Origin of the sequence: Mycobacterium sp. 1164966.3 (assembly GCF_001665395.1) — a bacterium.
Taxonomy (GTDB): domain Bacteria; phylum Actinomycetota; class Actinomycetes; order Mycobacteriales; family Mycobacteriaceae; genus Mycobacterium.
Genome location: NZ_LZSG01000001.1, coordinates 121,865 through 143,404 on the forward strand (window position 1 = coordinate 121,865; position 21,540 = coordinate 143,404).

20 protein-coding genes are annotated in these 21,540 nt (G+C 64.7%); 9 read left to right on the forward strand and 11 right to left on the reverse strand.

Going from position 1 to position 21,540, the window contains the following annotated elements; translation table 11 throughout:
- The first annotated feature begins 114 nt into the window (after positions 1–114).
- A complete protein-coding gene (locus A9W99_RS00510; protein ID WP_082929746.1) occupies positions 115–3,144 on the forward strand; it encodes a patatin-like protein in 3,030 nt (1,009 codons plus the stop codon).
- A gap of 12 nt (positions 3,145–3,156) precedes the next feature.
- Here the strand turns inward: A9W99_RS00510 and A9W99_RS00515 are convergent, their stop codons facing one another.
- Positions 3,157–3,735 carry a TetR/AcrR family transcriptional regulator gene (locus tag A9W99_RS00515; RefSeq protein ID WP_067371778.1) on the reverse strand — a complete coding sequence of 193 codons (579 nt, stop codon included), beginning with the start codon at positions 3,733–3,735 and terminating at the stop codon, positions 3,157–3,159.
- A 105-nt stretch (positions 3,736–3,840) separates the two neighbouring features.
- On the opposite strand from A9W99_RS00515, the gene A9W99_RS00520 reads away from it, so the two are divergent.
- The 4 genes from A9W99_RS00520 (at position 3,841) to A9W99_RS00535 (ending at position 7,796) form a co-directional block, all read left to right on the forward strand.
- A complete protein-coding gene (locus A9W99_RS00520; RefSeq protein ID WP_067371781.1) occupies positions 3,841–5,130 on the forward strand; it encodes an NADH:flavin oxidoreductase/NADH oxidase family protein in 1,290 nt (429 codons plus the stop codon).
- Positions 5,131–5,181: 51 nt separating this feature from the next.
- Positions 5,182–6,018: an SDR family NAD(P)-dependent oxidoreductase gene (locus tag A9W99_RS00525; protein WP_067371783.1), complete on the forward strand. Its 837-nt coding sequence runs from the start codon at positions 5,182–5,184 to the stop codon at positions 6,016–6,018.
- 99 nt (positions 6,019–6,117) lie between these two features.
- A complete protein-coding gene (locus A9W99_RS00530; RefSeq protein WP_067371786.1) occupies positions 6,118–6,831 on the forward strand; it encodes a type 1 glutamine amidotransferase domain-containing protein in 714 nt (237 codons plus the stop codon).
- Between the two features lie 8 nt (positions 6,832–6,839).
- Positions 6,840–7,796 (forward strand): acetoacetate decarboxylase family protein, encoded by a 957-nt coding sequence (locus A9W99_RS00535; RefSeq protein ID WP_067371789.1) that lies wholly within the window; start codon positions 6,840–6,842, stop codon positions 7,794–7,796.
- Here the strand turns inward: A9W99_RS00535 and A9W99_RS00540 are convergent.
- Positions 7,766–8,392, reverse strand: a complete 627-nt coding sequence (locus A9W99_RS00540; protein ID WP_067371792.1) for a TetR/AcrR family transcriptional regulator — start codon at positions 8,390–8,392, stop codon at positions 7,766–7,768. The two genes, A9W99_RS00535 and A9W99_RS00540, sit on opposite strands and share 31 nt — an antisense overlap.
- Before the next feature lie 93 nt (positions 8,393–8,485).
- Here A9W99_RS00540 and A9W99_RS00545 point away from each other — a divergent pair, with 93 nt between their 5' ends.
- The 3 genes from A9W99_RS00545 to A9W99_RS00555 all read left to right on the forward strand — a co-directional run bounded on the left by A9W99_RS00545 (position 8,486) and on the right by A9W99_RS00555 (position 12,851).
- Positions 8,486–9,739, forward strand: a complete 1,254-nt coding sequence (locus tag A9W99_RS00545) for a cytochrome P450 (RefSeq protein ID WP_082929747.1) — start codon at positions 8,486–8,488, stop codon at positions 9,737–9,739.
- Positions 9,740–9,779: 40 nt separating this feature from the next.
- Entirely contained in the window at positions 9,780–10,748 is a 969-nt protein-coding gene (locus A9W99_RS00550) for an SDR family NAD(P)-dependent oxidoreductase (protein ID WP_067371794.1), read from the forward strand.
- A 549-nt stretch (positions 10,749–11,297) separates the two neighbouring features.
- Complete coding sequence (locus tag A9W99_RS00555) at positions 11,298–12,851, forward strand: LCP family protein (protein ID WP_067371796.1); 1,554 nt, start codon at positions 11,298–11,300, stop codon at positions 12,849–12,851.
- A 13-nt stretch (positions 12,852–12,864) separates the two neighbouring features.
- On the opposite strand, the gene A9W99_RS00560 is transcribed toward A9W99_RS00555, so the two are convergent.
- The 5 genes from A9W99_RS00560 to tnpA form a co-directional block, all read right to left on the reverse strand.
- Positions 12,865–13,656, reverse strand: a complete 792-nt coding sequence (locus tag A9W99_RS00560) for an SDR family NAD(P)-dependent oxidoreductase (protein ID WP_067372371.1) — start codon at positions 13,654–13,656, stop codon at positions 12,865–12,867.
- 234 nt (positions 13,657–13,890) lie between these two features.
- A complete protein-coding gene (locus tag A9W99_RS26350; RefSeq protein ID WP_156622870.1) occupies positions 13,891–14,052 on the reverse strand; it encodes a hypothetical protein in 162 nt (53 codons plus the stop codon).
- 167 nt (positions 14,053–14,219) lie between these two features.
- On the reverse strand, positions 14,220–15,020 hold the full coding sequence (locus A9W99_RS00565) for a glucose 1-dehydrogenase (protein WP_067371799.1): 801 nt from the start codon (positions 15,018–15,020) through the stop codon (positions 14,220–14,222).
- 178 nt (positions 15,021–15,198) lie between these two features.
- On the reverse strand, positions 15,199–16,452 hold the full coding sequence (locus A9W99_RS00570; protein ID WP_067371802.1) for an RNA-guided endonuclease TnpB family protein: 1,254 nt from the start codon (positions 16,450–16,452) through the stop codon (positions 15,199–15,201).
- Between the two features lie 3 nt (positions 16,453–16,455).
- The gene (tnpA, locus tag A9W99_RS00575; protein WP_082929760.1) at positions 16,456–16,854 is read right to left on the reverse strand and encodes an IS200/IS605 family transposase; all 399 of its coding nucleotides are present in this window, start codon (positions 16,852–16,854) and stop codon (positions 16,456–16,458) included.
- A gap of 101 nt (positions 16,855–16,955) precedes the next feature.
- Here tnpA and A9W99_RS00580 point away from each other — a divergent pair, with 101 nt between their 5' ends.
- A complete protein-coding gene (locus A9W99_RS00580; protein WP_067371808.1) occupies positions 16,956–17,423 on the forward strand; it encodes an alpha/beta hydrolase family protein in 468 nt (155 codons plus the stop codon).
- 662 nt (positions 17,424–18,085) lie between these two features.
- Here A9W99_RS00580 and A9W99_RS00585 read toward each other — a convergent pair.
- The 4 genes from A9W99_RS00585 to A9W99_RS00600 all read right to left on the reverse strand — a co-directional run bounded on the left by A9W99_RS00585 (position 18,086) and on the right by A9W99_RS00600 (position 21,443).
- Positions 18,086–18,916 (reverse strand): SDR family oxidoreductase, encoded by an 831-nt coding sequence (locus A9W99_RS00585; protein WP_067371812.1) that lies wholly within the window; start codon positions 18,914–18,916, stop codon positions 18,086–18,088.
- 84 nt (positions 18,917–19,000) lie between these two features.
- Entirely contained in the window at positions 19,001–19,948 is a 948-nt protein-coding gene (locus A9W99_RS00590; protein ID WP_067371815.1) for an enoyl-CoA hydratase, read from the reverse strand.
- Positions 19,949–19,950: 2 nt separating this feature from the next.
- Entirely contained in the window at positions 19,951–20,772 is an 822-nt protein-coding gene (gene fetB / locus A9W99_RS00595) for an iron export ABC transporter permease subunit FetB (RefSeq protein ID WP_067371818.1), read from the reverse strand.
- Positions 20,769–21,443: a phosphate ABC transporter ATP-binding protein gene (locus tag A9W99_RS00600; protein WP_067371821.1), complete on the reverse strand. Its 675-nt coding sequence runs from the start codon at positions 21,441–21,443 to the stop codon at positions 20,769–20,771. Before A9W99_RS00600 ends, fetB begins: the two co-directional genes overlap by 4 nt.
- Positions 21,444–21,540: the final 97 nt, after the last annotated feature.

The window sequence follows — 21,540 nt, forward strand, 5'->3', positions numbered from 1 at the left end:
CGGATTGTGCATAGTGCACTACGGCGTTTCAACGTGAACCGTGCCCGGATCGTGGCAATCTAGGCCAAGGGCCCACAGCCGCACGGCGGACCCCGTTACATCGAGGGGGGCGCGATGCCGTTCGAGCCGCAACCGGTGACGGAGTTGACCCAAGAACTCCGGCTGGCGACGACCATGACAGGTGGTGTCAGCCTGGCGATCTGGATGGCCGGGGTTGCTCGAGAGATCAATCTGCTGGGTCAGGCATCCCAATGGCGCAGGCGGGGCGGTCCTGTTCCGACGGACCACCAACTCCCTACGGCGTCGGCCGAATCGCTGCGGCTTTACGCCGAACTCATCGACCTGCTCGACACGGTCGTGGACATCGACGTCTTGTCGGGGACGAGTGCGGGCGGCATCGGCGCGGCTCTGCTCGCTTCGTCGCGAGCGACGGGTTCGGACCTCGGCGGGTTGCGCGACCTTTGGCTCGATCTCGGAGCTCTGACCGAACTGCTGCGCGACCCGACAGACAACAACACACCGTCCCTCTTGTACGGTGACGAGCGCATGTATGCCGAACTGGCGCAGCAGATTCCACAACTCGCGACCGGTCCGTTCCCACCCTCGGCGAATGCGCTCCCCTCCACCACGCTGTACGTCACCACCACATTGCTGAGCGGAGAGACGAGCAGGTTCACCGACTGCTACGGCACGCTCGTTCAAGATGTGGACCGGCGGGGCATATTCACCTTCACCGAAACCGATCTCGCCGACGACGGCAATTCAGCAGCCCTGGCACTGGCGGCACGTAGCTCGGCGTCGTTCCCGCTGGCCTTCGAGCCCTCTTTCCTCCCCTTCACGAAAGGCACACCCAGGAAAGGAGATGTGCCCGCCCGACCACCAATGGCGCCCTACACCAACATCACTCGCCCGCATTGGTCCGCCGACGGCGGGCTGCTCGACAACCAACCCATCGACGTACTACTCAAGCGCATCTTCGACCGTCCAGCCCGACGGGCGGTGCGCCGCGTGCTGCTGTTCGTCGTACCCTCGGCCGGACCGGCTCCGGACGTGACGCTGCAGGCTCCGCAGGACGACGTCGACCAGCCACTTGGGCTGGTCGACGGGCTGCTCAAGGACCTGGCGGCGGTCACGACGCAGTCGATCGCCGCGGACCTGCGCGCGATCCGGGCCCACCAGGACCGGATGGAAGCACGCACAGACACCAAACTGCACCTCGCAGAGCTGGGGGCGGTCGCGGGATCTCGACTGCTGAACGCGTCGCTGCTGGTCGACTACGGGAAACGGGAGGCGACCAGGCACGCTCAAGCCCTCACCGACGCGCTGCTTCGCCAGCTCAGCACGTGGCTGCCGACCTCGGACGAGTCGAGCGAAAGCATTCCGAAACACTGGCGATCCGAGCTCGCGATCGGCGGTGATGCCGAACGGGTGTGCCGCCGACGGATCACCGAATCCATCCGGCAGCACTGGCCGCAATCACTCCCGGAGACCACGGCCCACCTTGCTCAATACAGCCAACCGGCGTACGACCTCGCGAAAGCATGCGCCATCGCCGTCGCGCGGGCGGCATATCGACTCGCCACGTCTCCGGACCACATCACCGCATTGGCCAAACTCACCGAAGATATCCATGGCGCCTGCCCGCCGCCGGTACCGGTCGATCTTGCCGCGCTGGTGTACCAGGTATGCACCGACGACGAAGTTCGGAACGGGTCGCTCGCGGACGCGGCCGGCACGCTCGCTGAGCGTTATCTCGCAGAATGCGAGGTGCCGGAGGACGCCTGGGACGGACTTGGCGCAGCGCTGGTGACCTGTCGCGAGACGTTGACGGCGCTGGCCGACCCCGAACTCAGCCCGTTGCTGACCTATCTCAATTACTTTGAGCCGCTTCGTGATCCGGAGTCCGTTGCGCGAAAGCTGTTCGATCTGGCCGCCACACAGCGCGCGATGCTTCCGGCCGAGGCAGACATCGAGCAGTCCCTCGAGCTCGTCCAAGTCAGCGCAGACACACGCAGCCTGCTCGCGCCGGACTGGAAAACGGCCCAGGACAAGCTCACCGGCATGCAATTCCACCATTTCGGCGCTTTCTACAAACGGTCGTGGCGAGCCAACGACTGGATGTGGGGCCGGCTCGACGGGGCTGGTTGGCTGGTCCACGTGGTGCTGGATCCGCGACGGGTGCAGTGGATCGTCCAGGCGCGCGCCGCCGAATACCAGGATGCCACCGAGCCGCGACCGGCAGCGCGTTGGTTTCTCGGGAAGCTCGCAGCACTTGCAAACCTCACCCTTCCGAGCTCAGGCGGTCTCACCGAGACGGCGCTGCTGAACGAGCTTGCATTTCTGGATGATTCGGGGCACACGTTGCCGCCCAGCATTCCGCTGACCGCGCTGTGGCTGGCGCAGGCCTGGCAGCGACGCATCCTCGACGACGAACTCGACGGGCTGGCCAAGGCGGTTGTCGATCCGCAGCCGGGAAAGAAGCCCGACTGGAGCCCCACGAAATCCCGAAGCTGGGCCGAGCAGGTTCTGGCCGCGCCCGCGGGAGATGCGAAGTACAGATTGTTGAACTCCAATCCCGTTGCGCGTGAAACATTTGCGACCGACAAAGGCTCGCCTTTGATGGCGCAGACCCTCACCAAAGCCGCAGCGACGGCGTCGGCGGCGGCCGGTTCCATCCGACGGTTGCCCGGCGTCTTGAAGCCCGCGCTGATAACCCTGCGAACCCTGACGCTGGCCGGATATCGCGTGGTGTCGTGGACCAAAGGTGTGGCCAGGTCGACGATCATCGCCGGCGCGGTACTACTGGTTCTGGGTGCTGCGGCCGCGATTCAATCCGCGGGACAGGTCGGGGCAGTCGGCACGATCGTAGCCGGAGTCGGCGGCTATCTGATCGTCTTGGGAACCTGGCAACGTTCCAGCAGAACGCTTTTCGCATTGCTGTGTTTCACGCTTGTCGGCGCGGTCCTGGCGCTCACCACATACTGGGTACGCAGCTGGCTGTTCGGCACTGATAAGGACCATCCCGGCCTGGTCGGCACTCATGTCTATTGGCTCGGCACCAGGTGGTGGCATCCGCTCATCGTCGTCGGCGCCATCGCGCTGGCTCTCGGCTTGACTGCGGTCGCCAATCCACGCCGAAAGTAGCTGCGCCGCTAGTCAACTGATCTGACCATGCATCGCGCGCACTGCCGCGCGGACCCGGTCGGCCACCGCTCCGGGCGATGACGCGTCGAACTTGCCGTCGAGGTGGAGAAATGCCAGCCCGTGCACCAGCGCCCACAACGCGGTCGCCATCGACTCCGCTTCGGCCGTTGGGAAGAACTGCTGTGCAATGGTTTTCACATAGTCGGTGATCGCTGCCACCGCCGCTACCCGTTCGGGGTTGGTCGGATCGCACGGCTCGGCGAACATCACTCGAAAGAGTCCCGGCCGGTCCAGTGCGAACCGGACATAGGCGACTGCGATTTCGGCGAGGTCGTCGGCCGTACGCGGCGAGGTGCGCACTGCGGCCAAGTGTGCGGCCAGATCGCGGTAGCCCACGGCGGCCACCGCCGACAGCAGGGCGGTGCGATCGGCGAAATGGCGGTATGGCGCCGCCGTGGAAACGCCCGCGCGCCGTGCCGCGGCCCGCAGGGACAGCTCGGCCGCACCCCTTTCCTCGAGCAGTTCCACGGCGGCCCGCACGAGCGCACCCGGTAGATCGCCATGGTGATACGACCTCGTCGCCGTAACCATTTGTGGCAGTCCTCACATGTGTTGACACCGCTTACATTTAATTCCTAATGTTAGCAGCACGCTCCGAGTTAGCGCTGCTAACATCCAGAACCGAAGGAAGTTTCCATGTCGAAAGGTCCAGCACCCGCTGAGTTGTTCTCGCCGATTCAGCTGCGATCCGGTCAGGTCTTGCGCAACAGGATTGCGAAGGCGGCCGTGGAAGAGGGCATGGCTGGGCAGGCGCAGTTGCCCGATGAGCGCCTGGTCGCGCTGTACCGACGCTGGGGCGCCGGCGGCGCCGGCCTGCTGATCACGGGAAACGTCATGGTGCACGCTGAAGCGCTGACCGGGCCGGGCGGCATCGTGCTGGACGCCAACGCCCCGCTGAAGCCGTTCGCCGCCTGGGCACACGCCGGCAAGGCCGCCGGCGCGGCCATGTGGATGCAGATCAGTCATCCCGGCCGGCAGGTCCAGGCGAACATGCCGGGAGTTGTCTGGGGACCTTCGGATATCGCCGTCGACGTGGGCCGCCATTCCAAGCGGTTTGGCCGCCCGGTTGCGATGACGCAAGACCAGATCCGCGACACCATCACTCGGTTCGCCACCACCGCCCAGCGGGCCGAGCTGGCCGGTTTCGACGGGGTCGAAATCCACGCTGCGCATGGTTATTTGCTGTCGCAGTTCCTCTCCCCGCTGGTGAACACCCGCACCGACGAATGGGGAGGCTCGCTGGAGAACCGCGCACGGCTGCTGCTCGAGACCGTGCGCGCCGTTCGCGCTGCGGTGTCGCCGAGCTTCGCCGTCGGGGTGAAACTCAATTCCGCGGATTTCCAGCGCGGCGGCTTTGACGCCGACGATGCACGCAAAGTGATCGACATGCTCGCGCCGCTGGGCGTCGACCTCGTCGAAGTGTCCGGCGGCAGTTACGAAAGCCCCGCCATGTCCGGTCGTCCCGCCGATGGACGGACCGCCGCCCGCGAGGCGTACTTCCTGGAGCTGGCCGCGGAACTGGCCACGGTCAGTCCGATACCCCTGATGCTGACCGGCGGAATCTCCCAACGGGATACCGCTGAACACGTGCTGGCCAACCGCGTCGCGGTGATCGGCATGGGGACAGCGCTGGCGACAACCCCCGACCTGCCTAACCGCTGGCGCGAAAACCTGGAAGCGACAAAGAAATTGAAGCCGATCACCTGGTCGGACAAAGCGCTCGCCTCGCTGGCCGGCATGGCGCAGGTGCGCCACCAGCTGCGCCGGATGGCTACCGGCAGGAACCCCGCACCCGGTGTCGGCCCGGCCTTTGCGCTGATCGCCGATCAGCTTGTGCAGCGTCGCGCCCTGCGCAGCTACTCACGATGGCTCACGTCGCAGGAACGCTACGACGTCAACGCACCCGAAGTTGGTGTCGTCGGATAGCGCTAAGTTCACCAGAGCACCCAGCAGACAACACGATCATCGGAGATACGGATGTCCACTAGACCCCCACGAACGATTGTGATCACCGGTGCGAGTGACGGCATCGGTGCCGTAGCCGCACGAGCCCTGGCGGGGCCCTCGGTCGACCTGGTTGTCGTCGGGCGGTCCGCCCAGAAACTCGCGGCGGTTGCCGCCGACACCGGGGCCACTGCCCTGACCGCCGACTTCGCACGCCTCGATGACGTCCGCGCACTCGCCGACCAGATCCGCGAGCACGCCGGCAAGATCGACGTTCTGATGAACAACGCGGGCGGCACATTCGCACCGAAGCTGCGCACGCCCGACGGCCACGAACCCAACTTCCAGATCAACCACCTGGCGCCGTTCCTGCTCACCAACCTGCTGCACGACCGGCTCGCGGCGGCCGATAGCGCACTCGTGCTGAACACCTCGAGTGTCGCTAACCTCTTTGGCCGGATCGATCTGGGCGACCTGGACTATCACCGGCGCCATGCATTCGAGACGCGTGCATACGGAACAAGCAAGCTCATGAACATCCTGTTCACCCGCGGCATCGCCGAACGGTGGTCCGGTGACGGAATCGTCTCGGCCGCAGTGCATCCCGGCCCCGCTGTGTCGAGCTTCGGTAGAGACTCACGCTTCGTCGGCCTGCTATATCGCACCCCGCTGCGCCACCTTGGAACGATCACACCCGAGCAGGGAGCCGCTCCGCTGATTGCGCTGGCCGAACGCGGCGCCGACCCTGCCATTAACGGCATCTACTTCCACCGCCACCGCGCCCGAGGGCCCGAGAACCGGCAAGCGCACGACCGACGGCTTATCGACGAATTATGGACAATCTCGGCCGATCTCGTCGGACTCGGCTAACGCGATCCAGCGTTGACAGGTAGCGCCTTGCCAGCTAATGTAAGCACTGCATACATTGCGCTCGGGTCCACGGCGCTGTAAGCCAGAAGGAGCAGGAGCATGACAAAAGTTCTGATGGTGGTTTCGGCGGCGGACCGCTGGACCCTGAATGACGGGACGGTGCACCCTTCGGGTTACTGGGCGGAAGAGGTCGCCATGCCGCACCGGATATTCTCCGAGGCCGGATGGGACATCACCATCGCGACTCCCGGCGGGAAGGCCCCGACACTCGACCAGTTGAGCCTCGGCATCTCCGGCGGAATGCCGTGGAAGCGCAGCAAAGTCAAGCGCTACCTCAACAGCATCGAGACCGCCTTGGCCACCCCGGTGCCGTTGGACGCCGTCGACCCCGACGACTTCGACCTGATTTTCTATCCCGGGGGCCACGGTCCGATGGAAGACCTTGCGTACGACCAGACTTCGGGTGCTCTGCTGGCCAATCGACTCTCTTCCGGCAAACCACTGGCTTTGCTGTGCCATGCGCCGGCGGCGATCCTCGCCGCTGGCGGTCCCGACGGGAAGTCACCATTCGCGGGTCGTCGGATGACTGGCTTGTCCAACCGGGAGGAACTGCTCAATCGCTTCGCCAAGAAAGCACCGTGGCTGTTAGAGGACAAATTGAAAGAGGCCGGGGTCGAGTATTCCAAGGCGCTACTTCCGCTGCGGCCCTACGTCGTCGTCGACGGGAACCTCTACACCGGACAGAACCCACAGTCCTCGGAGAAACTGGCTGAGCGCCTCGTCGCCGACGTCAATGCCGCATCCGAAAAGTGAGATAAACGATGTCATCGACCCACCAGGACACGATCGACGTTGATCTCGGCGATCGTGTCGTCAGGGTTCCGAAAGGCGGTCTGTACGAACGCTATCGGATGAACACCAACCTCGACGAAGTCGCCCGCGATCCCCGCGTCAGCAGCGTGGACTTTTTTCGGCGGTTGCCCAAAACCAAGGTCGAATCCCCAATCGGCCCCACGCTCACCCCGAATTTCTACTACCGCATCTCAACCGCACGGCTCACGATGCTCGCCCGTTCGCGCGAGATCCGCACTCGGCTACCCGACGAGTTGGCCCCGCTGGAGGTCGCGCCGGGTATCGGGTTGGTCTCGGTCATTTTCTTTCGCTACGACGTGTGTGACATCGACTTCTACAACGAAGCCGCCGTCGGGGTCGCCGTCAGGCCGGCCCGCCACGGCCGACTCGGATTTGCCGACTTCGTCGCCGGCCTTGCGAACGACCATCTTCATTCGTACGTGCTGTCCCTACCGGTCAACACCGATATCGCCCAGGTCCGCGGCCACGACGGGTACGGCTTCCCCAAGTGGGTCACCGACATTGACGTCGATATCGACGCCAGCAAGACCACGGCCCGGGTGGCCAACGACACCGGCGAGACGGACCTGGCGCTTTCGGTAGCCACGCCCGAGCAGACGAAATACCCCGCCGGCGAGCGCGTCTCAACGCTCACTTCGTACACATTGATCGATCGCGCATGGCATTCGACCCTGAGTCAGACCAATGTGCTCGCAGCGGGGAGTGCGCTCTTCCCTCGTGACGTTGACCTCGAAATCGGTAGTGGGCGGATGGCTGACGACCTGCGATCCCTCAAAACGCTCAGGACCGTTCAACTCGACGTCACCACCGAGGGCCAGCTGGCCCTGCACATGCCGGTACCGATCTCGGTGCAGAGCCGCGGCGGGGCTCCGCATCACATGGGCCAGCCGCTCTCCGGCGCATAGACGAAGGCGGCCGCGGGGGGAAGTGGGCGTCGTTCGCCGGTCGCGATCGCGTCGATGATCAGGGCCACGTAGCGTCGCCACCCCTCGCTGCCCAAATCCATGGTCCAGAGCACGCTATGCAGCATCGCGATGAGACGCGGCAGGTCGTCGCCGACCAGGTCGGCGCGGACCGAGCCGGCTTGCTGGGCTCGGCGGGCAAGCTCGGCCAGCGCTTCGTCCAGCGATGTCGAGATGTCGGGGGTCAGCGAACCGGACCGGTACGCGGCGGTCAGCAAGTTGTGCTCGCGGGCGCCGAGCGATATTGCGGCCTCGATCAATTGGGCCAGGCCGTGCAACGGGTCCGCATTGCGCATCGCATCCTCGATCGCCGGGTTGAGATCCTCGGCGATGCTCTGATCCAGGGCAGCGCGGACGAGGTCGCCCTTGGTGGGGAACCGGCGGTACAGCGTTCGTTCCGCGACACCGGCACGACGGGCGACGGCCTCTACGGATGCCTCCGCGCCTGACTCCGCATACACAGCGCGCGCCGCGTGCAGAATGCGCTGCGCGTTGCGGGCAGCATCGGCGCGCAATGGGCGGTCGGCGACGGCGGACACGCTGCCAGGCTAACTGACAGTTGACTGCGGGTCATGTGAGTTCTACGCTCGACTAATTGACAGCCATCTGCCATTTAACCGGAAATACCGCTGATGACAATGACTTCCGAGACTTCCGAGACTTCCGAAAATTCCGAAACTTCAGAAACTTCCGCTGCACCGGCGGAGTTGCCCGTCATACCCGTCCCGCGCGATCCGCAGTGCCCACTGAAACCGCCGGCCGCATTCGCGGATTGGCGACACCAGGCCGGGCTTCGGCGCGTGATGTACCACGGCAAGCCGACCTGGATGGTCAGCCGCTACCAGGACATCCGAGCGGCGCTGGTGGATCCGCGCCTGTCCGCGGACACGATTCCCGCCACCGTCAAGCCCTCGGCCTCGGGCGAGAGCGCGCCGGTGATGTTCGCACGCGTCGACGACCCCGAGCATCATCGGTTGCGGCGCATGGTGACCGGCAGTTTCACCTTCCGCCGTGCCGAGGGCATGCGGCCGCAGATCCAGGCGTTGGTCGACCACTATCTCGACGAGATGATCGGCATCGGACCGCCCGCCGACCTCGTGCGGGACTTCGGCTTGCCGGTGCCATCCATGGTGATTGCGCTGCTGTTGGGCGTACCGCCCGAAGACCTCGAGCTCTTCCAGCATCAGACCACGGTCGGATTGGACACCAGGTCCACCGACGAGGAGAAGGCGGCCGCCTTCGGAGCAATGTATGTCTATATCCAGGAGTTGGTGCGGCGCAAAGAGCGCGAACCCGGTGACGACCTGATCAGCCGGCTGGCAACCGAATACATCGCGACGGGCCAGCTCGACCATGAGACCGCAGCCATGACGAGTGTGATCATGATGCAGGCCGGCCACGAAACCACTGCCAACATGATTTCGTTGGGAACCGTTGCGCTGCTGCAACATCCCGGCGTTTACCAGCGGCTCGGCCAGACCGGCGATGCGAGCGTGATCGCCAACGTCGTCGAAGAGCTGATGCGCTACCTCTCCATCGTGCACAGCCAGGTCGACCGGATCGCGACCGAAAACCTCACCCTGGGCGGTCAACTGATCCGAGCCGGGGACCCGGTCTTGATGAATCTGCCCTCCGGAAACTGGGACACCGAATTCGTCGAGAACCCAGAGGTATTCGATGCCGACCGAAACCCGCGTGGGCACTTGGGCTTTGGCTACGGTGTGCATCAATGCATCGGGCAGAACCTCGCGCGAGTGGAGATGCAGGTGGCATTCGCCACGCTGGCGCGGCGACTACCCGGACTGAAATTGGCCGTCGCAGCGGATCAGCTGAAGTTCAAGGAAGCCGACATCTACGGCATGAAGGAACTGGCGGTCAGCTGGTAACGGCTCTGGCCCGGAAAATCAACGCGACGTTGGGGATTCAGTGACAGCGAGCGAGCACCTGCGGTTCGACGAGCAGGTTGCCGTGATCACCGGCGCGGGCGGCGGCTTGGGGCGAGAGTATGCCCTGCTGCTCGCCTCGCGCGGTGCGCGGATCGTCGTCAACGACACCGGCGGGTCAGTCACCGGTGACGGCTCGAACGTGGAAGCCGCGAGGGCCGTCGCATCGGAGATTCGCCAACTCGGCGGTGACGCCGTTGCCGACACCCACAGCGTGACCGACCCGGAAGGTGGAAAGGCGATCATCGAAGCCGCGCTCCGCGCCTGGGGGCGCGTGGACATCGTGATCAACAATGCCGGCATCGTCCGCGACTCGCCGTTCGAGGACATGACCGCCGAGCGATTCGAACCCGTCTTGGATGTGCACCTGCGCGGCGCATTCCATGTCACCAGGCCGGCCTGGCACGTGATGCGCGAGCAGCGCTATGGCCGGATCCTCAACACCTGCTCGGCCGCGGGAATCCTAGGCGCCGAAGGCATGAGCAACTACGGCGCGGCCAAGACCGGGTTGATCGGCCTGACCCGCGTCCTGGCCGCCGAGGGCGCCGAGCGCGGCATCAAAATCAATGCGATAGCGCCGATCGCCTACACCCGGATGTTGACGCACTCCATCGATGTAGCCGGTCAGCCCGACGACGCGTCGGACCGCGCCGTGCTGGACGAGCTTGTGGGCCAATACCTGCAGAGGCTGGACCCCGCCCGGGTCGCGCCGGTGGTGGCCTTCCTGACGCACCGCGACTGCCCGGTCTCTGGCGAGATCTACACCGTCGGCGCCGGACACGTCGCACGCTTCTTCATCGGCAGGACAAAAGGTTTCTACAGTTCCGCGCTGTCCATCGAAGATGTCCGCGACCATTTCGCGGAAATCCGCGACGAGGCGGACTACACCGTGCCCGGCGGACCAGTCGACGAAATGAGCGCACTCTTCGCGACCATCATGGCGGAACCTTAATAGAGGGACATGCAGGGCCGGGAATTTACCTTTGTGAGCCGTACCAATTTCGTCATAACCCGCCCGGGCTGCGTATTTCTATTAAGGTAGCAAAATCGTGGCCGCAAATTCTAATCGGTCGCGATCAGCCATTGCCGGCACTGCCAAAGGGTCGTGCGCTCTTGGCGCCGACGGTAGGCTGGAGGCCGACTGTGACGCATTCGTGACCGGATCACTCGGACACCCGCGAGGAAGCCACCGGTGAGCGGGAATGTGCAGGTAGAGGTCAGAAATCGCGGTGAAATCAAGGGCTGTCCGCCTGCTCGCTCCGCCTGGGGTGAAAATCTGGATGGCGGCATTCACAGCAAGCTGCCGCATACTTGACGTCATGCAACAAGCGACATCACCGCAAACCGCAGATGCGGTTATCGGTGATGCGCGCCGCGAGCGGGTGGCATTTCCCACTGGCGAGCAGACACAGAATCGCCCGATTTGGCCCCAAATTGGGCGATTCTGTGTTCCCCCGCAAGCGGGAGGTGCCCCCAGTTCGCGCGTAATTCGGCGAGGTTTATGATGGGCCGCCCTGCCCACCTGAAGCGCCATCGTGCCGTTCGTCAGCCCTCCCGATTCCGGAGGGCGGTGACCCGCGGCATCATGACCCTGGTGTCATTGGTGGCGGTGGTGGCCACCGGTGCCGGCTATTGGGTGGCCCACGGGGCGCTGGGCGGCATCACCATCTCGGAAGCTCTGACCCCCGACGACCCGCGGTCCAGCGGAAACCAAATGAACATCCTGCTGATCGGCCTGGACTCGCGCAAAGACCAGGACGGCAACGACCTGCCGTCATCGATCCTGCGGCAGCTGCATGCGGGCGATTCCGATGACGGCGGCTACAACACCAACACGCTGATATTGGTGCATGTCGGCGCCGACGGCAAAGTCGTCGCCTTCTCGATCCCCCGCGACGACTGGGTGCCGTTCAACGGCGTACCCGGGTACAACCACATCAAGATCAAAGAGGCCTACGGGCTCACCAAGCAATACGTTGCACAGAAGCTGGCCAATCAGGGCACCAGCAGCCGTAAGGAACTCGAGAGCAAGGGCCGCGAGGCCGGACGGGCCGCCACGTTGCGCGCGGTACGCAGCCTGACCGGTGTTCCGATCGACTATTTCGCCGAGGTCAACCTGGCCGGTTTCTACGATTTGGCCCAGACGCTGGGCGGCGTTGACGTCTGTCTGAACCACGACGTCTACGACTCCTATTCCGGAGCCAACTTCCCCGCCGGACGGCAACGGTTGAACGCCTCGCAAGCGCTGGCATTCGTCCGGCAGCGTCACGGCCTGGAAAACGGCGATTTGGACCGCACTCACCGGCAACAGGCGTTCTTGTCGTCGGTCATGCGGGAGCTTCAGGACTCGGGCACCTTCACCAACCTGGACAGGCTGAACAGCCTGATGGCGGTGGCACGCAAGGATGTCGTGCTGTCGGCCGGGTGGGACCAGGACCTGTTCCGCCGGATGGGCGATCTGGCGGGCGGGAACAACGTCGAGTTCCGGACGCTGCCGGTGGTCCGCTACGACAACATCGACGGCCAGGACGTCAACATCATCGACCCGGCCGCGATCAAGGCGGAGGTGGCTGCGGCGATCGGCGCCGCCCCGCCGGCACCCGCCACCACGACCACGGTCAGCAAGCCCGACCCGTCCACCGTCGTCGACGTGATCAACTCCGGCAGCCTGACCGGCCTGGCCAGCGAGGTGTCGCGTGCGCTCAAGAAGCAGGGCTACACCATGGGCCAGGTCCGCGATCGCAATTCTGGCGAGCCGACGGCGACGACGATCACGTACGGCGCCGGCGCAGACACCGACGCGCGCAACGTGGCGACACTGCTGGGCATCGACGCTCCTAAGCAGGCCGACCCCACCCTGGCGCCAGGCCACATTCAAGTTGTCGTGGACACCAACTTCTCGCTGCCCGCACTCGAGGAGACCACGACCACGACGACGACCACCACGACCACCAAGTCCAGCACCTACGGGTCTTACGGCTATACCACCAGCACCTACCCGACACCCGATCGAGGAAAACCCATCGACGGCGGCGGCGTGCCCTGCGTCAACTAGTGCCGAGCAGGCGCTAGGCGTGCGTTCCGCCGTCTATCCGGATCTCGGTCCCGGTGATGAACGCGCCGTCCTCGGACACCAGCATGGCGATCACACCGGCGACGGCCGACGGATCGGCCATGGCGGCGCCACTGGATGTCGCCGTGGTGGGCAGTATCGGCGTGAGCCTGGCAAACAGCGACCAGTCGGCGTCTTTCGGAATGTATCCGCCGGTGGCATCGGTGATGCCGGACTTGATGCTGCCCGGCGCCACGCACACCGCCCGCAAACCATCGCGAGCGTATTCGAGTGCCAACGCATGGGTGAAGGACTGGATTCCGCCCTTGCTGGCCGCGTAGGCCGCCATGTACGGATGGGCGAAAGAAGCCGACGTAGAGCTGAAGTTCACAACCGCGCTGCGCGGATTTCCCAATAGCGTTGGCAGCGCTTCGCGCACCACCAGAAAAGTGCCGGTCAAATTGACCGCGATGATTTGGTTCCACTGCTCGATGCTGGTCTGATGAGTGTGCATCGCCCGCAACATGCCGGCCGCATTGACCACGGAATCCAGGCCGCCAAGCGTTTGGACGGCGAAGGAGACACCATCGATCACCGACTGCTCCTCGGCAACGTTCATCTCGCGCGTGGTGAGCCGGTCACCGGTTCCCCCCTCGTCGGCGCAGGCCCGCGTCTTGGCCAAGCCGTCCGCGGCGATGTCGGCGGCCACCACCGCGGCGCCCTCGCCCAGCATTCGCAGCACAGTGGCCTGGCCGATACCGGATCCAGCGCCGGTCACGAGGATCCGATTGCCTTCTAGCCTCTTCATGTCATCTCCCATCAGCTCACGGTCCATAACGTATTGCACCGCGAGCCGGACTGTACAGCCTCCGTCGAAACCGGTCGTCACGGCCGGCCCGTCACCCGCTTTCGCGTTGAAAACGCCTGCGCAGGAGAGGTATTCGGGCGGCCCACGTCGCGACAGGACAACGTCTTTGACGGCTTCTCGCTGCTCGATCTGACGGCAATCGCGGTGTCCACAAGCATCACTCGATCGTCGAGCTCATCGCCGCACCGAGGCCTCCGGAGGCAATTCACCCGCCCCGCGGTGTCTGTGCCCTAGCACCGGGAAACGCTCGTAGCCACTGCGCGCCCCGTGTACCAGCGCGGGCAGCAGGGGGGTCAGGATGATCAGGAAGAACACGATCACAGGCGCATATTGCATGGTTTTCGCTCACACTTCACCGCAACGCGGATGGTTCTAATTCGGCAGTCCCGGAATGGATTCCGGACACGAAGAGTCTCACCCAATCGGGGTGCCGGTGAGAGTCATCTTCCCGTTCAGCAGGACGGTTTCGGTGTTCCTGAGGTGACACCCAAATCTCCCTTGGCTCAGTAGCTTTCGCGACTGGCCGCCGGGTCTGCAGGCGGTTGAACGGGAATGCGCCCGACGCTGGCACCACCATCGACGGCGAAGTCGGCGCCGGTGACATAGGACGAATTATCCGAGGCGAGGAACGCGACCAGCGCGGCGACTTCCTCCGGCGCACCGACCCGGCCCAACGGTGCTCCCGGATGGCTGCCGGGTCCCCGGTGGACGTTGAGGTGCTCGATCATCGGTGTATCGATCATCCCGGGATACACGGTGTTCACCCGTATCCCGAACTGTCCCAGCTCAATAGACGCCACCTTGGTCAGGCCGCGAAGGCCCCATTTGGACGACCCATAGGCACCGTAGCCCGAGAGGCCCTGCAGGGCGGCCTGGGAGGAGATGTTGACAATGGAGCCTCCGCCTGCGGCCTTCATGGGCTCGATGACAGCTTTGATTCCCAGGAAGGGTCCGATCAGGTTGACGCGCAGCATTTGCTCGAACTCGTCGACGCCCTGATCCAGAATAGGCGTCGCAGCGCAGATCGCCGCGTTGTTCACCAGCACATCGAGGCGGCCGAACTCATTGCGCGCGAACGCAACTGCCTTCGTCCACTGTTCCGGACTGCTGACGTCATGACGGATGAACCGTGCGGCCGCACCGATCGATGATGCGACTTCTCGGCCCGCGTCTTCGAGTATGTCGGTGACAACCACATGGGCGCCCAGCGAGGCAAACAACCGGGCTTCCGCAGCCCCCTGGCCGCGGCTGCCACCGGTGATGATTGCGACTTTCCCTGACAGGTCGGCAAGTTGGCTGGTCATGTTCAATCGGCATCCATGTCGGGGCCGACCAGAGCGTTCCTCAGCTGCACGTCAATTTCCTTAGCAATCGAGATGTCGCGGCCAACTTTATAACCGTCTCCGGAAGCGTCGCCGACACTATCCCGATGAATGAGATTTGACGTCCTCCCCACGGCTGAAGCCGGGGGATTCCAACCTGTTAGGCGGGTTGGAGCAGTAATTCCTCGCGGTTTCCTGCTGGTTCCTGCGTCGGCGTCACCACAGCACCCGCAGGTGTGGTGGTTTCTCGGCAGGCGATGACCGCAAGCCCTGCGGCCAGTATGTTTTTGGCGGCGTTCACATCGGCGTGCACGGGTCCGTGGGAGCAGCTGGTGCACCGAAAAACCGCTTGGCTCTCGCGATTCTTCGGGTCCACCTGCCCGCACGCCGAACACCGTAACGAGGTGAACGCTGCCGGGACCTTGATCACCTGTGTCCCGGTGTAGCGGGCCACAGAGCTCAACGCTTGACCAAACCGATGCCACCCCTTTCCCAAGATGGCTTTATTCAAGCCTGATTTGCCGGCCGCCCCATTCCCGAGGTAGTGGCCGGGATTGTCGGGGTCTTCGACGGGCTTGGGCCGCCGAGTCATGTTGCGGGTTTTGAGGTCTTCGGCTACCACCACGGCGTTGGTGCGCGCCAACCGGGCAGCCGTCTGCACGCAGAAGTCCGCACGACGGTGCCGCTCAGCGGCCCGCAACTTCGCCAATCGCGACCGGATCTTGGCGCGGTTGGCCGAACCCCTGCCCGCACGCGACAGCTTGCGTTGCAGGGCAACCGCGCGCCGGTGTTCACCGTCAGTGACGAATGTCCGGTCGATCAGTTCACCCTCACTGGTAGCGGCGGCCACCACCACACCGCGATCCACCCCCACCGCCGTGCCCGGGGCCACATGGGCGGCCGGGGCCTCGATCCCGTCGTCGACCAGCAGCGACAAATACCAATGCGCGCCCTGCCGCGACACCGTGGCCGAACGGAGGGTTTCACCCTCCAGGCAGCGGGACGCCCGGAATTTCACCCAGCCCAGTTTCGGTAGCTTCACCCGCGCGTGGCAACGGTTGAGCTTCTCCACCACCATCTTGTTGCCCTCGGGGAACCGGAACGACGGTGCCCACCGCCGCCCCGAACGCCAGTGCACCCGAAACGTCCCGTGCATGCGGCATGCCCGGTCCAAATCCATCAACGTCTGCTGCAAACAATGCCCCGGAACGTCCTTGAGCCACTCATGTTCTGCTTTGGCTGCGGCCAGTTCGTGTGCCTGGATCCCGTAGCTCATCCACGCCTCCCGGCGGCGGTACTCGCGGCGCTGCTCCAACCCGGTGTTCCACACCGCCCGGCACACCGCGCCGATCTGCCCAGCGAACTCCGCTTGTTCGGCGCTGAACTCGACCCGAAACCGCCGCCCCGCCAACATGGTTCAGCGATCCTTCTGCGTCTCAACGTAGCGTTTGATCACCGACAACGGTGCACCCCCAACCGTGGCAACAAAGTACGAGTTGGTCCACAGTGACGGCAACCTGGATTTCAGCCACGGGAACTCCTCGCGCAGCACCCGCGAAGAGCGGCCCTTGATGGCCTTCACCAGCTTGTGCACCCCGAACTGGGGATCCACCTCCACCAACAGATGCACGTGATCCGGCATGGTCTCCAACTCGATCAACCACGCCCCCTTCTCGTCGATCACCGCAACAATGATCTCCTTCAGCCGTTGCTCCATCCGACCGCCGATCACTTTGCGGCGGTACTTCGGGCACCACACCACGTGATACGCACACTGGAACGCGATATCCGCGTTCGTCCGCAACGTAACACCCACACCCGACAACATTAGACAGCCATCCACTATCTAATCCGCCAACACCCCGGACCCGCGCGGGCGATAGCCACCCCACCCACACACTTCACGCACTCACCCCCATGCCCGAAGGCAGCGGTCCGCCGCGCTACCTACTTTCGATCGGCGGGACGGCGGTCGGCGTATACGGCCTCTTCCTCGGCGGCTATCTCGCGACCCTGCTGTCCGGAATAGAACCGGTGGAGTGCGTCATGGCGGGTGTCCCGTTCACCGATGTGCTCGGGTTGATGGCGCACCACCACCCGCCGCCGGAATACCTAGGGATACTGCGCGACGACACGGCCGCCAAAGCGTTCCGCGTTGTGTCCCCGCTTGAGGTTTCACCTGTGGTGGAACGGCGGGCGGTCTTCGCCGGTCGCGCCGACCGGTTCATTCCGACCGCCCATGCGGCAGCGTTGGCACGGGTGTGGCCGCAATCCGCGGTGCATTGGTACAGCGGTGGGCATATCGGCTATATCTGGTCGCGGGAAGCAAAGGCATTCGTCACCGGCTTCTTGCAGGACGCGCTATGTTCGCGGGGCCGATCGTGACGCGCTAGCCGCAATCCCGCCGCTCGGTATCGAGCCTGCGGCCACCTCGAAATCCACACTCTGAGCGCAGGATCGGTCACCCGCACGCAGACTCGACACGGACAGTGAAGCGCGGACAGTGCGCGGCGAGACCGGCGCCTCGTGCCACCCGGCCTCGATGACGGCGGTGATGGCCGTGCGTTCGGCGTACGCCGTAAGCACGCCGGTTGCGGCAAACTCGTCGCGGCTCTGGGCGATTACCGCAGCCTGCGGTCCGACGGTTGGGTGGTAGGGACGCCCTGGCCCTGGATCGGTTGATCCATCTCTAGCGTCCCGACCGCGTTGATCATAAGTTTCTCCGCAGTTCCCCAGGCCTTTGTTCCCGATGAGTGAGATGCCAGCGGAAAGTCATGGATCAGTTGATCCAATCATGGCCCAACGAGAAGACTCGTTCTCATGAGTCCCATCCGTCATCGAATAAGCGACAAGCGTTGCGCGGCAAGAGAATTGTCACTACGAGACAGAAAGACATACATGCCTCTTGGTGATGGAAGTGACCCGTGTGGCCAATGCGGTTCTAGGCCAATCCACCGCTATACCAAACCAGTCCGATATGGACGAAAAACGTTGGCGATCCAAAATGCGCGCATAGCAATCACGTTGGCGCACCCGTCATGCCGCGCCTAGACCACTCCGCGCAGCCCGTCGGCGCCGAATGCGGGTTCCAGCATCGCGGAAAAGTCCGGGCCGCGGCGCAGGATGTGGCCACCGTCGACGTTGATGCATTGCCCGGTGATCCAGCTCGCCGCGTCACTCAGCAGAAACAGGGCCAGGTTGGCAACGTCCTCCACCTCACCCGGCCGCGGCAGCGGCGTGCAGCTGGCGTAGTCGGAGCTCAGCTCCGGCGACTCGGTAATGGGCGCAACGAGTTCGGTGCGGATTAAACCCGGACGGATGCTGTTGACCCGCACCCACGACGCGCCGAGCTCGTCGGCGGCCAATTGCATCATGTGGTCGACGGCCGACTTGGTGACACCGTAGGCCCCGAACCAGCGGTGGGTGTTGCTGGCCGCGATCGACGAGATGCCGACGAACGAACCGCCGCCGCCGCGTACCAGTTCACGCGCGGCATGCTTGAGCACATACATGGTGCCGTTGACGTTCAGGTCGACCGTACGTCGCCATGCCTGCGAATCGATCTGGGTGATCGGCCCGATGGTCTCCGACCCGCCCGCGCAGTGCACCACGCCGTGCAGCCGCCCGTGCCAGGCGGTCGCGGCGTCGACGGCTCGAGCGGCCTCTTCCTCTTTGGTGATGTCGGCGGGCTCGTACCGAATGGCGCCGCCGGCCTCGAGGGCCTCGATGTCTTTGACGGCGGCCGCGAGTCGGTCCGGGTTGCGGCCGACGATCATGACCGACGCGCCTGCGGTGACGAGTGCGCTGGCTACCCCTTTGCCGATTCCGCTGCCACCGCCGGTGACCAGGTACGTACGGTCGTCAAATGAAAGCTGCATTAGAGTCCCTCTCTTCCTGGCGAGCAGACCCAAAATCGCCTAATTCGGGCATGAATTGGGCGATTTTGCGTCTGCTCGGCACAACTAAGGCGTGTCGCGGCGAGCGACCTTGGTCGGCTTGGCTGTACGCCAGTCCTCGACGTCCGGAGGCAGGCCAACCGGAAACCTGTTCTCGTTATGAGCGGCCCAGTGGGCATGACCCAGCTCGTGAACGTGAAAGGCGTGCCGTAACGCCTCGGTGAACCCCATCGCGTCGGAAGCGGCATTGACCGAAGCCTTGACCAATAGCGCTGCCATCGTGGGCCGTTCGGCGATGCGCCGGGCGAACCCCAGAGTCTTCTCCTCCAGCTCGTCGACCGGGAAGACCTTGGACACCATGCCAAGTCGATAAGCCTCGTCCGCGTCCAGCGAATCACCGGTCAGCAGCAGCTCTTTGGCTTTACGGGGACCGAATTCCCAAGGGTGGGCATAGTATTCGACGCCCGGCATGCCCAGCCGCACCGTGACTACATCGCTGAACTTGGCATTGTCGGCCGCGACGATCAGGTCGCATGCCCAGATCAGCATCAGGCCCGCCGAAATCGCGTTGCCCTGTACCTGCGCGATGGTGATCTTGCGCAGATCGCGCCAGCGGCAGGTGTTTTCGAAAAAGAAATGCCATTCCTGGTGATAGAGCTTCTCGATGATCGGATCCAGGGTGGCCCCGTGCGACCGGAACGTCGGATGCTGATTGGGCCCGGGTTTGCGCTCCAGCAACGCCGCTTCCGAGCCGAGGTCGTGGCCGGCGGAGAAGTTCCTCCCGCGCGCCGCGAGAATCACCACCCGCACTGTGTCGTCGGCCTCGGCGCGACCGAACGCCTCGTCGAGCTGAACCAGCAGGGTGCGATTCTGCGCGTTGTGCTCGTCGGGCCGGTTGAGCCAGATCCGGGCGATGCGGCCGTCGTCGAGAGTTTCGTAGACCACCGGCCCATCAGCGTTGTCGCCGGCTGCGTTGGACGCAGCCTCGGTGCCGGCCTTGTCGGAGAGTGTCATGTTTACACATTACGGCCGGTGTGTAAGCGATTCCCCGCCGGGTTGGCGCCTGATCGGTGACCGAGCGGCAGCAACCGATGGTCGCGGGTGAAGGCCAGACGCACGAGCCCGAGGCCTACCACGACTGTGGTGGTCGCAACCGAGCCCAGGATGAGGAACATCACCACGGCCTGTACCAGGACGGCCTGCACCGGCGGCACGCCGGCGAGGATGAGTCCGGTCATGGCGCCCGGCAGGAACACCACGCCGGTGGCCTTGGTCGTTTCGATCTGCGGGGAGATGGCCGACCGCAACGCGATCCGCAAGTAGGGGGCGGCGGCCTGGCGAGACGGGTGGCCGAGGGCCAGCCGGGCTTCGACCTCCTCGCGTTTGTCTCGTAGCTCGTCGATCAGCCGCCGGGCCACCAGCACCATGGCGGTCATCGAGTTGCCGATCATCATCCCGGCGATCGGCACCAGCGTCCGGGCCTGCAACGGAAACACCCGGAGCCCGAAGAGCGCACCCAGCGTGATTGCCGACGCGGCGGTGAACGCGACAATGGTCAGCGGCGCCAGCCGAGGCACCTCCGGTGCCCGTCTGCGCGCGACGTCCCCGGCGTAGGCGATCATGCCCGCCGTCCACAGCCACGACCACCACAGCGACCGGCCGGGAGCGAACAGCAACGTCAGCGCCCCTCCCACCAGCAGCAGCTGGACCAGAGCACGCGCCGCCGCCCACAACACCTGCCGCTCCAGACCTAACCGCTGCCACACCGATATCGCCGCTGCGAAAACCACGAGTACCAGCGATGTCGCCAGACCTATCCAGCTGACCGTTCCGTTCATGACGTCACCTGCCCGGTGCACCGGCCCCGCTCGATATGCAGCAGCCGGTCCGCGGCCCGCTCGGCCTGCGCCCTGTCGTGGGTGACCCACAGCGCGGGAATTCCGTCGTCGGCCAGCTCGCGTACGGCGCGCTCGATCACCCTGGCGGCTTCGGCGTCCACGGCGGAGGTGGGCTCATCCAAGAGCAGCACTTGCGGCTGCGCCATCAGCGTGCGGGCCAGGCAGACGCGCTGCGCCTCCCCGCCCGACAGCGCGGTCGCATCGCGGTCCAGCCATGACTGAGTCCCTGATCCAGTCCCCGAGTCAGTCAGAGCCACCCGCTCCAGCGTTTCCCGCATCTGCGCGTCGGACGCCTCCGGCTCGGCGACCCGCAGATTGTCGGCCACGGTGCCGGGAAACGGCGTCGGATGCTGGAAACACATGCCCACCCGACGACGCAGCCGCAACGGGTCGATATCGGCGATGTCCCTGCCGCAGAACGACACCCGCCCACTGGTCGGCACTTCCAGTCGATTACACAGTCGCAGCAGGGTCGACTTTCCCGATCCCGATGGTCCGAAGACGGCGGTCACGCCCCGCCCCGGAATGGCGGCGGTGAACCCGTCCAACGCCCGCACCCTGTCGCGCTCGACGACCACATCGACGAAGTCGAACACCGGCACTTCGTCCATTGCGACGCCTCCATCCACCGGATCGGCCGCCGACCTCGGAGCCTGCGGTAGGCTCTGCGGCGAACTATCGGAACACGATATCGGAGTCCGATTTTAT

Excerpts from the sequence above, each read along its gene's own strand:
- A9W99_RS00560 (WP_067372371.1), bottom strand. The coding sequence starts at position 13,656 with ATGAAGAGGCTAGAAGGCAATCGGATCCTCGTGACCGGCGCTGGATCC.
- A9W99_RS00515 (WP_067371778.1), bottom strand. The coding sequence starts at position 3,735 with ATGGTTACGGCGACGAGGTCGTATCACCATGGCGATCTACCGGGTGCG.
- A9W99_RS00600 (WP_067371821.1), bottom strand. The coding sequence starts at position 21,443 with ATGGACGAAGTGCCGGTGTTCGACTTCGTCGATGTGGTCGTCGAGCGC.
- A9W99_RS00545 (WP_082929747.1), top strand. The coding sequence starts at position 8,486 with ATGACAATGACTTCCGAGACTTCCGAGACTTCCGAAAATTCCGAAACT.
- A9W99_RS00555 (WP_067371796.1), top strand. The coding sequence starts at position 11,298 with ATGATGGGCCGCCCTGCCCACCTGAAGCGCCATCGTGCCGTTCGTCAG.
- A9W99_RS00570 (WP_067371802.1), bottom strand. The coding sequence starts at position 16,452 with ATGTTGGCGGGGCGGCGGTTTCGGGTCGAGTTCAGCGCCGAACAAGCG.
- A9W99_RS00590 (WP_067371815.1), bottom strand. The coding sequence starts at position 19,948 with ATGACACTCTCCGACAAGGCCGGCACCGAGGCTGCGTCCAACGCAGCC.
- A9W99_RS00585 (WP_067371812.1), bottom strand. The coding sequence starts at position 18,916 with ATGCAGCTTTCATTTGACGACCGTACGTACCTGGTCACCGGCGGTGGC.
- A9W99_RS00510 (WP_082929746.1), top strand. The coding sequence starts at position 115 with ATGCCGTTCGAGCCGCAACCGGTGACGGAGTTGACCCAAGAACTCCGG.
- A9W99_RS00530 (WP_067371786.1), top strand. The coding sequence starts at position 6,118 with ATGACAAAAGTTCTGATGGTGGTTTCGGCGGCGGACCGCTGGACCCTG.
- A9W99_RS00535 (WP_067371789.1), top strand. The coding sequence starts at position 6,840 with ATGTCATCGACCCACCAGGACACGATCGACGTTGATCTCGGCGATCGT.
- fetB (WP_067371818.1), bottom strand. The coding sequence starts at position 20,772 with ATGAACGGAACGGTCAGCTGGATAGGTCTGGCGACATCGCTGGTACTC.
- A9W99_RS00520 (WP_067371781.1), top strand. The coding sequence starts at position 3,841 with ATGTCGAAAGGTCCAGCACCCGCTGAGTTGTTCTCGCCGATTCAGCTG.
- A9W99_RS00580 (WP_067371808.1), top strand. The coding sequence starts at position 16,956 with ATGCCCGAAGGCAGCGGTCCGCCGCGCTACCTACTTTCGATCGGCGGG.
- A9W99_RS00565 (WP_067371799.1), bottom strand. The coding sequence starts at position 15,020 with ATGACCAGCCAACTTGCCGACCTGTCAGGGAAAGTCGCAATCATCACC.
- A9W99_RS00525 (WP_067371783.1), top strand. The coding sequence starts at position 5,182 with ATGTCCACTAGACCCCCACGAACGATTGTGATCACCGGTGCGAGTGAC.
- A9W99_RS26350 (WP_156622870.1), bottom strand. The coding sequence starts at position 14,052 with ATGCAATATGCGCCTGTGATCGTGTTCTTCCTGATCATCCTGACCCCC.